The organism is Flammeovirga sp. SJP92, assembly GCF_001583495.1.
Lineage (GTDB): Bacteria > Bacteroidota > Bacteroidia > Cytophagales > Flammeovirgaceae > Flammeovirga.
In genome coordinates this window covers 70,894-83,498 of record NZ_LQAQ01000019.1, presented here as the reverse complement: position 1 = coordinate 83,498, position 12,605 = coordinate 70,894, and the positions used below count along the sequence as shown (strand labels likewise).

Annotated in this window: 13 protein-coding genes; 10 read left to right on the top strand and 3 right to left on the bottom strand. The window is 33.8% G+C overall.

Annotated features, from left to right (window positions below):
• Positions 1–179 precede the first annotated feature (179 nt).
• The 5 genes from AVL50_RS05570 to AVL50_RS05550 all read left to right on the top strand — a co-directional run bounded on the left by AVL50_RS05570 (position 180) and on the right by AVL50_RS05550 (position 5,543).
• Positions 180–1,163 carry an AraC family transcriptional regulator gene (locus AVL50_RS05570; RefSeq protein ID WP_062615499.1) on the top strand — a complete coding sequence of 328 codons (984 nt, stop codon included), beginning with the start codon at positions 180–182 and terminating at the stop codon, positions 1,161–1,163.
• A gap of 350 nt (positions 1,164–1,513) precedes the next feature.
• Positions 1,514–2,764: a pitrilysin family protein gene (locus AVL50_RS05565; protein ID WP_062615498.1), complete on the top strand. Its 1,251-nt coding sequence runs from the start codon at positions 1,514–1,516 to the stop codon at positions 2,762–2,764.
• Between the two features lie 37 nt (positions 2,765–2,801).
• Positions 2,802–3,857 carry an endolytic transglycosylase MltG gene (mltG, locus tag AVL50_RS05560; RefSeq protein WP_062615497.1) on the top strand — a complete coding sequence of 352 codons (1,056 nt, stop codon included), beginning with the start codon at positions 2,802–2,804 and terminating at the stop codon, positions 3,855–3,857.
• Between the two features lie 3 nt (positions 3,858–3,860).
• Positions 3,861–4,598: an endonuclease V gene (locus AVL50_RS05555; RefSeq protein ID WP_082795681.1), complete on the top strand. Its 738-nt coding sequence runs from the start codon at positions 3,861–3,863 to the stop codon at positions 4,596–4,598.
• Between the two features lie 105 nt (positions 4,599–4,703).
• Positions 4,704–5,543: a hypothetical protein gene (locus tag AVL50_RS05550; protein WP_062615495.1), complete on the top strand. Its 840-nt coding sequence runs from the start codon at positions 4,704–4,706 to the stop codon at positions 5,541–5,543.
• A gap of 518 nt (positions 5,544–6,061) precedes the next feature.
• Here the strand turns inward: AVL50_RS05550 and AVL50_RS05545 are convergent.
• Entirely contained in the window at positions 6,062–6,811 is a 750-nt protein-coding gene (locus AVL50_RS05545) for an ABC transporter ATP-binding protein (RefSeq protein WP_062615494.1), read from the bottom strand.
• 3 nt (positions 6,812–6,814) lie between these two features.
• Positions 6,815–7,546: an ABC transporter permease gene (locus tag AVL50_RS05540; RefSeq protein ID WP_062615493.1), complete on the bottom strand. Its 732-nt coding sequence runs from the start codon at positions 7,544–7,546 to the stop codon at positions 6,815–6,817.
• Between the two features lie 262 nt (positions 7,547–7,808).
• On the opposite strand from AVL50_RS05540, the gene AVL50_RS05535 reads away from it, so the two are divergent.
• From AVL50_RS05535 to AVL50_RS05525, 3 genes are all read left to right on the top strand, one after another.
• A complete protein-coding gene (locus tag AVL50_RS05535) occupies positions 7,809–8,657 on the top strand; it encodes an AraC family transcriptional regulator (protein ID WP_062615492.1) in 849 nt (282 codons plus the stop codon).
• A gap of 101 nt (positions 8,658–8,758) precedes the next feature.
• Positions 8,759–9,337: an SRPBCC family protein gene (locus AVL50_RS05530; RefSeq protein ID WP_062615491.1), complete on the top strand. Its 579-nt coding sequence runs from the start codon at positions 8,759–8,761 to the stop codon at positions 9,335–9,337.
• 9 nt (positions 9,338–9,346) lie between these two features.
• The gene (locus AVL50_RS05525) at positions 9,347–10,195 is read left to right on the top strand and encodes an AraC family transcriptional regulator (protein ID WP_063850559.1); all 849 of its coding nucleotides are present in this window, start codon (positions 9,347–9,349) and stop codon (positions 10,193–10,195) included.
• A gap of 156 nt (positions 10,196–10,351) precedes the next feature.
• Here AVL50_RS05525 and AVL50_RS05520 read toward each other — a convergent pair whose 3' ends face one another.
• Complete coding sequence (locus AVL50_RS05520) at positions 10,352–11,329, bottom strand: calcium/sodium antiporter (protein WP_062615489.1); 978 nt, start codon at positions 11,327–11,329, stop codon at positions 10,352–10,354.
• Between the two features lie 306 nt (positions 11,330–11,635).
• On the opposite strand from AVL50_RS05520, the gene AVL50_RS05515 reads away from it, so the two are divergent.
• Positions 11,636–12,025 carry a hypothetical protein gene (locus tag AVL50_RS05515; protein WP_062615488.1) on the top strand — a complete coding sequence of 130 codons (390 nt, stop codon included), beginning with the start codon at positions 11,636–11,638 and terminating at the stop codon, positions 12,023–12,025.
• 342 nt (positions 12,026–12,367) lie between these two features.
• Positions 12,368–12,583, top strand: coding sequence for a hypothetical protein (locus tag AVL50_RS05510; protein WP_062615487.1), 216 nt, complete (start codon positions 12,368–12,370; stop codon positions 12,581–12,583).
• Positions 12,584–12,605: the final 22 nt, after the last annotated feature.

The window sequence follows — 12,605 nt, the reverse complement described above, 5'->3', positions numbered from 1 at the left end:
AAGTATTATTCCCGATTGATTACATTACAAATGTCTAGGTTTTATAGGGCAATGATTTGTACGAATTCTTTAAGCAGTTGTCAAAAATCGTCAACTTCAAAAAAGTGCTATTTCATCATATTTGATATGATTTAGAAAGTGAGAATGTTATATTAGATAAAGGATTTCAATTAAGAGATATGGAAGATAAATATACTATTACTGCTAGTGATACAGCACATCATAAAGGATACGAGAAAATAGCCAAAGATTTGGGTGGTACTTGGGATGGTGAAGAATTATTGATCAATAATAGTTGGTGTGATATTCGAACTAATTCAATCTGCTTCTTAGAAGATATGTATGTGGATATTTTTAGTATGTATGCCAAAAAGCCTATTGTGGTGAAATACGTACCTGATGAAGAAAAACATTATATTATTGTAAGAATTGGTTTTACAGGTTCATTCTACAGTAAAGAGGAAACGAAAAGCTTTGATAGCTTTGGCATCTTTATCTATAATTCGAGCCAGCCTTTTGAAATAGAATTTCCAGTGAATGCTCAGTGTCAATGGATCACTTTACGTTTTTCAATCGACTTATTCAATAGCTTCAATACCCCCAACCCGAATTATAAACTCAAAACACTTTTTGATGATAGATCACCTTGGTTCCAATATTTTTCACTTGATGTAGAAATTGAAAGCTATGTCAAAACCCTTATAGCCAATCTTGATAAAGTAAAGCGTAGACATATTACATTCTTTAGTAAGTCTGCGGATATAATGGGGGCGATCATAGAAAAAATGGAACAGCAATCTTCTAAGGCCAAAACGAACATTCACCCGGATGACCTCAAAGCTATGGTGCAATTAAAAGATACTTATCTCTCTGATTTTTCTGAACAACCCAACCTTACTGAATTAAGTGAAGAATACGGAATGAGTGTCTCTAAACTCAACCGAATTTTTAAATCTATTTTCGATCAACCCGTTCTTCAATTTTATAATCAACAGAAAGTAGAAGAGGCACACAGACAAATTACCTACAGTGATAAAAGCCTTACAGAAATCGCCTTTGATCTTAATTTTAGTCACATCGCTCATATGAGTAAAGTATTTAAAAAACACTATGGACATGCTCCATCAGAATTGAGAGATAAAAACAAGCAAATATATGCTTAATTTAGTTTTTAACTGTCTGTTTATAAGTGTTTTGTGTTTTAAGTATACCGGATAACCGCAATTTGTATTTTCAGTTTTTTTGGTATGTTTTCTAACTTATTAAAGTTTATAATCTAAGGTTTCATATCCGTTTGTTGGGGTATCATTGAACAACATTTGTAGCGGTACCCTCTACAAATAGAAAATATCTCCTACTTGAAAATCAATATTTTACCTCTTTTTATTAATAAATCTATCTAACAGCCTTATTTTTTAACAGCATTAGGTAAAAGAGTGAATGATAATCAGTAAATTTGCAGGCTCATTTTTGTGAGGAAATGAGGTTCAATTTTGTGGGAAACAAATAGTCAATGGATAAAAATTATCAGATTCACCGTTTAGCGAACGGAATTCGACTAATACACAGACAAGTAAAAACAACTAAACTAGCACACTGCGGTGTTGTTTTGAATGTAGGGAGTAGGGACGAAACTTTAGAACAGCAAGGCATTGCTCACTTTTGGGAACATATGGCTTTTAAGGGTACGAACAAGAGAAAAACGTATCATATCCTTAATAGTATTGATTCTGTGGGAGGAGAGTTAAATGCTTATACCTCTAAAGAAAAAATCACTTTTTATACCTCCACTTTAGTAGAACATTTTGAAAAGTCCGTTGATATCCTTTCCGATTTAACGTTCAATTCTAACTTCCCTGAAAAGGAAATAGAGAAAGAGCGTTCGGTTATCTTGGAAGAAATGTCTATGTACAAAGATGATCCTACTGATGCCATTGGCGATGAGTTTGATGAAATTATCTTCCCCAATCACCCTCTTGGAAGAAACATCTTGGGTACAGTAGACAGTGTGAATAGTTTTCAGCAAAAAGACTTCTTTAATTTCTTAGAGCAGAATGTGGATACGCATCAAGTGGTGATTTCTTCTATTTCCAACTTGCCTTTTGAAAAAGTGGTGAAATTGGTGGAGAAGTATTTTGGAGGAATAAAGGAAGCCAAGAAGGACCGCAAAAGAGAAATATTCACGGGATATAAACCACAGTTTGTCGAAAGATATAAACCAATCAATTCTGCACATGTTATGATAGGGTCGGATGCTTTTGAAATGCATCACCCTAAACGTTTAACTTTTTTCTTGCTGACCAATCTCTTGGGCGGACCAGCCATGAACTCAAGATTGAATTTGGGAATAAGAGAGAAGTACGGTTATGTTTATGATATTTCGGCAGGGTCAACGTCGTATCTTGATTCAGGACAATTCAGTATTTACTTCGCTACAGAAGATAAAAGTTTGAGTAAATGCTTGAAGTTGGTACATAATGAATTATCGAAGTTGAGAGATAAGAAATTAGGCGTACAGCAACTGAGAAGTGTAAAGCAACAAATCATGGGACAAATTGCCATGTCGGGTGAAAGTAACTTGTCTATTATGTTAGGAATGGGTAAGGCACTGTTAGACAAGGAGAAATTTGAAACAATTGAGGAAGTCTTCCAGCAGATCAAAGCTATCAGTGCTGAAGATTTACTTGAAGTTGCCAATGAAATGTTTGCAGAAGAAAGGATGAGTACTTTAATTTACCATCCAGAATTAAAAAGTCACTCTTAGAACACCTAAATCTTTGAAGTGCGAAAATTAAACAACAATGGTAAAAAGTAATTTACGTATTTTTTTATTTGTAGGGTTTTCAGTCTTTACAATTTCGATATTAGTCTATATCTATCAAGTTTTTTACACGGCTAACATACAAGTTGACAAAGAACCTGCAGTCATCAGAATTCCACACGGAGCAACCATCGAAAATGTATCGGATACATTACAGAAGTATGACATTCTTTCAGAATTAGTGCCGTTTCGTTTTGTAAGTAAAGCATTAAAATATAATGAGAATGTAAAGCCTGGTTTGTATGTACTACAACCCGATATGACCAATTTGGAGGCAGTACGTTATCTGAGATCAGGAGCACAAACTCCTATTAAAATCACTTTCAATAATGCTAGAACGATTGAAGATGTAGCAGAAAGAATTACACCTCGTCTGGAAATGACAGCAGACCAATTTTATGATGCTGCTACTGATCCAGCATTATTGAAAGAGTTAGGACTAGATTCATTAACTGTAAAAGCATTATTCTTACCAAACACTTATGAAGTGTATTGGACAATCTCTCCAAAACAATTGATGAGAAGATTGAAAAAAGAATATGATCGTTTTTGGAACAAAGACCGCAAAGTGAAAGCAGAAGCAATTGGATTGACACCTTTTCAAGTGTCAACATTAGCTTCAATTGTGGAATCAGAGACCATAAAGCCAGATGAAATGCCGAAAGTAGCAGGCTTGTATGTCAATCGTTTAAATAGAAATTGGGCATTGCAATCTGATCCCACTGTAGTTTATGCGGCAGTTCAAGTAGGTATGGTAAAAGAATTTACAGATGTAAAAAGAGTATTGAATAAGCACTTGGAGGTGGATTCTCCTTACAATACTTATAAGTATTCTGGTTTGCCTCCGGGACCGATCAGAATACCATCTACAACTGCAATTAATGCAGTATTGAATGCAGAGAAGCACAAATACATGTATATGGTGGCGGACGCTGATTTTTCAGGTTACCATCACTTCTCAAAGACATTGACAGAGCATAACAGATACGCAAGAATCTATCAGAATGCTTTAAATAAAAAACGAGTATATAAATAACAAATGAGACGTTACAATGGTATTGTAACGTCTTTTTTATTTCCATTTATGGATAAAATTAAAGATAAAGAACAAGAGGAGTTAGCAAAGAAAGTGATTATTCACCCTGACGATACTCCTAGACTGGAATTGGGACTGGAAGATGCAGTATGTACAATGGATGTGGCTTATACAGAAGATTGTGCATTTGTATCTTGTGATATCATGAGAGGAAAAACAGGAGAGTGGGTCAATACCTTTGTGACCATTCATCCCTTACCTACTACTCCATATACCTCAGGGTATTTTGCCTATTATGAAGGTCCTTTATTAGTAGAATGCCTAGAACAATTAGCATCTGAATTAAAATTAAAACCTGCATTGATCATTGTTGATGGTCATGGAATTGCTCACCCAAGAAGATTTGGAATAGCAAGCTGGCTTGGTTTAAAGTTGAACATTCCTACAATTGGCTGTGCCAAGAAACCGCTGATTAAATATGAAAGAGAGTTAGGGACACAAAAAGGAAGTATATCACCAATGCTTTTAGATGATGAAGTGGTAGGAGTGGCTTTGAGAAGTAATACAGGTGTGAAGCCCATTTTTATCAGTCCAGGTCACTTAATTAGTATCGAAAACACTATTCATATCATTAAAAAGTACCATGGAGAGTACAGAATCTTTGAGCCAGTACGAAGAGCCGATCAAGCTGTGAGAAGAGCTTCTAAAGGAGAAACTGGTGATTTTGAATTGATTTCCTGAGTAAGGTCATTAAATACAATTAACGATAATTCATAATCCTTTGGGATGTCTATACGTATATTTGTTTGATATTAAATTAGATAAACCCGAAAGAAAGATTGAATTATGTTTAAAGTGACGACTAACTCTAAATATGACAGTGAAGAGAGAGGTAAATCAAATAGAGTCCATAAAACTGTTTCCAATATTCCCTTTAAGTATCGTCCATACCTATTGTCAGTAGTTTATACGCTTTTGATTGTTGGATTTGCATTATTATTAAATGGAACATTAGAGGTTACCTTTAATCAGACTGTAGGTTTTAAGGAGCCATTTTACTTTACTGTTCTATTTATGATTGTGCTTTCTCTTCTGTTACCTTACTCAATACCCGATAAAACATTGGCGGTGCATAAAGTCAATATGGATGGTTTTCAGGTGGAGCAAGTAGTATTAGAAAGCAAACATAAAAATAGTAGACTATTGATCATCGGTGCCAAAATATTGACGTTGGTTTTTAGTATTTCTTTGTTTTTATCTTCCTATACTTCCAATAAAGGAGTAGAGAAATACGAGCGTATCACTATTCATAATGTACCCATCAAAGGAGTAGATAGTGTACAGATTGCTATCAGAATGTCGAGAAATACAAGAGATTCAGCCACTCCAGGTCGTTTCAAACAAGCTTCTGAGGCTTCTATTTCAGAAAAACAAACCTATGTTTATGAGGAATATACTTACGGTTTTCCTTATCAATTATTGAAACCCATCAAACGCAGGGATATGGAAGAAGGTAAAAAATATTTAGATGGAAAAAGAGCTAAAATACAAGTGAAATGGTATGGAGATGCAATTCACCCAAGGGATGTAAAAGGTAAAATCAATACTATTTTTAATAGCGAAGCCATGAATGATTTATTATTAGAATCTTTTGGGGTAGAAGCGGAAAGTAATAATGCCCGTTAAGATATAATCCTTTCGTAGAAGCGTAGTCCTGCTACACAACTCACCCAATAAGAGAAGATTATAGTCAATAACAATTCACTAGTTGGTATCCACCTGTAGCCACGTAGCTTTGCTGCGTGTTTGTTCAAAAAGTAGTAATCAAAGGTATCTTCCTTAAAAAATCAAAGATTGCGTTTTTCGTTATAATTAAATTTCATTAAGTACTAAATCAAAAATAAATCATAGTTAATTCTAATTTATTTTTTGTGAGTACAACGCTAAAAAACGTAATATTGGTGGTTCAATTAAAAGTTTTTTGAAGGAAGTAATCGCAAAACAACAAATAGAATTATATAATTTTGAATTTGTACTTATTTGAAATACCTTCATCGTTTTTGCGTAGCAGGCTACGCTTCTACAGGTGGTACCAATAAAAAACGAGCATCAAGAAAAATCAATCTTGATGCTCGTTGTATATTTTTGGGAAAAGGTCAATGCCAAAATGAACTGGAGACATTTCCATCTTCATTCTTCCCTCACTATATTCCTTTAAAAGTTCTTACTAATTTGTTTGAGAATAAGAAATCCTGAAGTTCTTTTGGTTCAGCATCCAAGATTTCATCCTTAGTACCTTCCCATATTTTCAGTCCTCTATACATAAACATGATGTATTCTCCAATCTCCATTACAGAGTTCATATCATGTGATACAATGACAGTTGTAAGGTTATACTCTTGTGTAATTTCATGAATCAATTGGTCAATCATCCATGCTGTTTGCGGATCTAGACCAGAGTTGGGTTCATCACAGAATAAGTACTGAGAGTTCATAACAATTGCTCTGGCAATACCGACCCTTTTTTGCATACCACCACTAATTTCTGAAGGCATTTTATGAGCAGCATTTTCCAAGCCCACTCTTTTTAAGTAAAAATTCACTTTGTCATCTTTTTCACTTTCTGACAGGTCAGAGTGGATGTTCAATGGGAAGCGTACGTTTTCAGCTACTGTCAATGAGTCAAATAAAGCACTGCCTTGGAAAAGCATACCAATTTCACCACGGATAATTTTCTGCTCTTTGATGCTGGAACGGTGGAAATCTCTACCGTCATATAACACAGACCCTTTGTCTGGAGAGAAAAGCCCTACAATGGTTTTCAACAATACACTTTTACCAGTACCAGATGCACCGATGATCATATTCGTTTTTCCTTTCTCAAAAGTGGCACTAATATCCATCAGTACTTCCTTTCCTTGGAAAGATTTTCCTACGTTTTTAATCTCAATCATTGTCTACGAAAGTAAAGTGTCTGCTAGAATAAAGTCTGCTGCAAGAATAGCAATACAAGAAGCGGTAACGGCGTCAGTACTTGCTTTACCTACTTCTAAAGCACCACCTTTGACATTATAGCCTTTAAAAGCAGAAATCGAAGTTACGATAAAACCGAAAACAAATGCTTTGATAATGGCAAAAGGTACTTCAAAAGGTACAAAAGTATTTTGAATACCATATATATAATCCTCAGTAGGAGATAAATTACCGAAAATTGTAGCCAAGTAACCACCCCAGATTCCTAAAGCGGCAGATAGTATAGCTAACAGCGGCAACATGGTCATTCCTGCCAAAATTTTAGGTAGTACCAAATAAGAAGCTGAATTTATACCCATGACTTCCAAAGCATCAATTTGCTCAGTGATACGCATTGTACCAATTCCACCTGCAATCTGTGAACCTACTTTGCCTGCAAATACAATGGCCGATAAAGTAGGTGCCATTTCTAGAATCATCATTTCTCTTGTAGCCAAACCAATAATATACTTTGGTAATAATGGACTAACAATATTGTAAGCCATTTGCAACGCAATTACAGCTCCTACAAAAAGAGATACGAATCCTACTAAAAAGAGGGAATTGATACCTATATTGATACACTCCTGAAAAAATAAACGAACGTAAGTGGTAAGAGGCTCCCTGTTGGAGAACATCTTTTTTAAAAAGAGAATATATTCGCCTAAGCGTCTCATGTGATTAGTCTTATTTCTAAAAAAATTAGAAATCTTTAATTAGGATGATCAAAACATCCTGTCAGATTTCCACCCTACAAAGATAAAGATCTTCTTGTCATAACATATTTTTTTAGCATTAACTAAAGTGCAATTTCGGTTTATTTGTTCATTTTCATAAAAATTAATTAATTAGAATATAAATCCTTTATTTTTTGAGGGTATATTCACCCTCTTTTTTAATAAACCATCAATCCACCATTTAGGGTAAACACCTCGTTTTATGGCTTCATTTGACCTTACACACTTCGAACTATTAGACAAACCTATTTTTGGAAAAGCAGTTTTTGAGCCCCCTTTCAAAGCCAATTCGTCTTTTGTAGATGAAGCCCGTTTCGTTTTTATCATCAAAGGAAAATCAAACCTTTATGTTCCAAACGATACACTTTCGTTAGAAACTTCAGATTCTTTTTTAATGAAATGTGACAACTTTGTGAATATTTGGGAAAAGAATGAAGATGATGAAAAAAGTCAGGTGATGGTGATGCATTTTTATCCTGATGTTTTAAAACATATTTATGATAATAATATTCCAGATGTGTTTAAATCTTCTGAGGTAAAACCACATGGGCCAGTGGCGAAGATAAAGACCAATGAGATGCTGATAAATTATATCAAAAGCTTAGAATTTTATTTCCAGAATCCTTCTTTGATGAATGATGAATTAATCAAGCTAAAGGTAAGAGAATTGATTCAAGTGATGTTGAATTCTGATCAGTCAGGTGTTATTAAAAATATGTTCAGTGACTTATTCAAAGCCAACGCTTATGACTTTAAGGAAATTATTCATGCTCACCTATATGAAGATTTAAGTTTGCAGGATTTGGCTTTTTTTACAGGACTCAGTCTATCCACTTTTAAAAGAAAATTCAAAACCGTCTTCAATACCAGCCCCACACAGTACATCAAATCAAAAAGACTGGAAAAGGCCGTCAGTTTACTTCAAACCACAGATCAGCGCATCTCTGAAATAGCATATGATTGTGGATTTAATGACATTGGCTATTTCTCTAAACTCTTTAAATCGGCCTATCAAGTATCGCCTTCCGACTATAAAAAGTCATTGGTCTAATTTTCCAAATCATTGAACTTTTTGTCACTATAAACCACTCGTAGACCCGCCATATTTGTAATGTCAACAAAAACAATTATAGCTTTTAAATACATTACACTATGAAAAATGCGGTCTATTTTACATTCTACTTTTTACTTTTTTCTGTAAGTCTTTTTGCTCAAAAGAAAACCCAATTTATTACGGTAGAAAGAACAATGAAAGCTCCAGCTTCAGCAGTTTGGAAAGTAGTAGGTGAGGAGTTTGGTGATATTCATAAATCACATCCCCTTGTCGTTAGTTCTAGTTATACAAATAATCAGCATCAAGGCTGTGAAGGAGCAGAGAGAGTTTGTAATTTGAATACAGACGGTTCTAAATATGTGAAAGAAACACAGGTGAATTATGATCCTGAAAATTATTCTTTTAAGGTGCAGATTACGACTACACAAGGTATTCCATTAGTTCCAGAATATTCATATGCTACTTACAAAGTAGTGCCTCTTGATGAAAATACAAGTAAACTGGTATTTGAATTCAATTACAGAACAAAACCTGCATTTATGGGAGGTCTTGCTAAAGGGAAATTTAAAAAACAATTGAGTAATTATATGCTAGCCGTGGAGCATTATGTGACTACAGGTGAGGAAGTGAATGCTGATAATTTTGATGCTATCAAGAAACAATACGAAACTAGATAAGGCCTTTTTATGAGTTTGTTAAGTTATGATCATTTTATGCTCAATGGAAAACCTGTTTTTGAAAAAGCAAGTTTCAACCCTCCACTAAAGAAAGATGCAACCATGAATAATGAGGCGTGTTTTATTCATGTTCTTCAAGGAAAAACAATGCTTTATGCCACCAATGAGCAATATACTTTTACTTCTTCGGATAGTTTTTTGATGAAATGCGGCAATTATATCAATCATTGGGTTGGGGAGCAGGCAGAGCAACCCTATGAAGCAATTTTAATTCATTTTTATCCAGATACATTAAAGTATGTCTATGATGAAGGGTTGCCGGAAGTATTGAAATACCCTCGGAAAGTCACTCACAATGTAGAGAAAATTCCATTGGATGAAATGATCACAACTTATATTGACAGTTTACTTTTTTACTTCAATAATCCCGCAATGGTCAATGAGGAATTGATAAAACTGAAGGTGAAAGAACTCATTTTATTACTCTCTAATGCTAAGGAAGGCAATAACGTCAAGGCATTGTTAAGTTCATTATTTCAACCTGAAGAAACACAGTTCAAGAAGATCATACATAGTCATTTATATGAAGATTTATCCATTGAAGATATTGCTATTTTAACGGGACATAGTTTGTCGACATTCAAAAGAAAATTCCGATTGACTTTTAATGAAAGCCCCAAGCAGTACATCAATAAAAAAAGGATTCAAAAAGCATCAGAATTATTGATCCAAACCACAGACAGAATTTCCGAAATTTGTTACGATTGCGGGTTTAATGATGTGGGATACTTCTCCAAAGTATTCCATCAGCATTATGGTTTTTCCCCTTCAAGTTTCAGAAAAAAAGAAATGATATAATAAGATAACACAGTTTGTAATTAGTTAAAAGGGAGAAAACCAACACTGTATTTTAGAGAATACAAAATATTTATTAGTGAGAGTAAAACTTCTACTTTTTTGAGTAGGAGTTTTTTACCGTTTATGAGGACATATACTATGTATTTTATTCAAAAATTAAAATATGGTATAAATATAAATGCAATATGCACTTAGCATGACTAATCCTTCCCAACGATTTAAATCGCGTCCTAATATCATTAAAGGAATAGTCAGTAATGTGATGACGAGCATCCAAACCATATCATAATTATGCATGATTTCGCTTACATTAATAGGAATGACCATACTTGTGATACCTAATATAGAAAGTACATTGAATATATTAGAACCCATTAAGTTGCCTAAAGCTAAATCGGTTTCTTTCTTAAAAGCGGCCACTGCAGAAGTGACCAGTTCAGGTAAACTTGTGCCAATGGCTAATACCAAAATGCCAACAATTCTTTCTTCTAAACCAAGCTGTTCCAAACAGATGGATTTTGCACCTTCTATAAACCATTCCGCGCCAAACTTCAACGCCACAATCCCTGTCACTAGAAATGCAATATCTTTAACCCAAAGCGTTACAGGACTTTTGAATTTTTCACTTTCATCCAATTGAAACTCTTCATTAGTAGTTTTTTGAAGTTCAATATCCGATTTTGTTCTTCTGAAAAGAATAAAAAGGTAAAGAATAAGTAATGTAAAGAAAATGGCCCCTTCTGTGGGAGAAATAACATTGTCAAAAGTGAGGAGAAACAGTAGAAGAGAAGAGCCCATTGCTACAGGCCAATCAAATTTTAGAGTGGTATCACTTACTTTAATGGGATAAATGATAGCAGTAATGCCCAATACCATTCCTAGATTACAGATATTCGACCCCACCACATTACCAATAGCCAAGTCTGCATTTCCTGCTAAGGCAGAATGTAAACTAATAAAAAGCTCAGGAGCGGAAGTACCAAACGCAACAATAGTAAGGCCTACTATAATTGGTGGAATTTTTAGACGTAACGCAATGTTTGTTGCTCCATTTACTAAAAACTCACCCCCACCTATCAAGACAATTAGACCCCCTATTAATTCTAGAATATTAATAATTAGTTTATTCTCCATAGTACTTTATTCAATATGTAGCATTTTTGATGATTGGTAATTTTACCATTTGAAGAGCATAAAAAGTGGAGTTGTCAACTCAATCGACGCACATTTATCCTTACTTTAGACAACAAGTTTAAAGTAATATACAACAACATTTTCAATAATGTAGCGTGTAGAAATGTAATATTGGGAATGGTTCTATTCATTTTTATCATTTTTAAATTGATCCAATAAATTGAAAAAGAAGAAAGTGAGTAGAGCTCTGAGTTTTATAAATAATTGCAATTGTGTATTTTCGTGTTGCATTAATTATGAAAAAGTATGGCAAGTAAAAATAAAGGAAGTCTAAAGAATCAGTCTTCATCGATCAGAGTGAATAAAGAACTGCACGATGAATACAAAAAAACAATGAAAGGATATGAGCAATCAATTCCTGATAATTATGACTTGTTGATGATCAGTACCATTCTACAGGAAATTCCTGAGTTTGAAGGTGGTTTTGAAGAAACAAAACTGATGAAGTTTAGCCGGATTGTTTTGAATCTTGCACAGGAGAATGAAAATTATGATTACGTTTCTGCTTTGGAATTAATGAAAAGCCAACGAGGAAAGGATATCTTTGATATGTGTACTACAATGGCAAAACTGAGTGGAAAACCTTTCAATGAGGTTATTCCAGTAATTGTTTCTCAAATTGAAAATAAATCATAAAACAGTAGCTTCCTTTCTATTTTTTTAGATCGAATGTATTGCGTTATCACCTCGTAAAAAATACTCCGAAGTCAAAATTATGACATTAGATGAAAGCCTTTTTAAAGAAAGGCTTTTTTTATGCCTAAAAATCTAAAAGACGAAAATAAGTTAAAATCAGTATACATGTGTAACTTTTTAATTTTTAAAAGCGTTACAAAAATATCAAAAATGAAACACAAAAAGTTTTAATTTTAATGTACATAAAATTAAAATTTTTTTTTCATGAATACAATCTGATTTCAATCAGTTCAGGTCGCTAAACTTTCTAAATAATCATTTATTAATCACACAACAATTGATATGAAAAGTAAAATAACAACAAAAATCCTTTATCTCATTTTTACTGCTTCTATGACATTATTCTTCGGGTCGTTTTCTTCTTGTTCAAGAAATGAGGAATCAGCATCTCAAAAAGCAGAAGCAATTTCAATTACTGCTCTAATGAAGAAAAAAGTGAAAATGACCATTTCATCTCCTTCTCAAGAGCAAAATAGCAGAGTAGGTTTTCATTCTTAAAGGCCCTTTCAAAGGTCTTAAA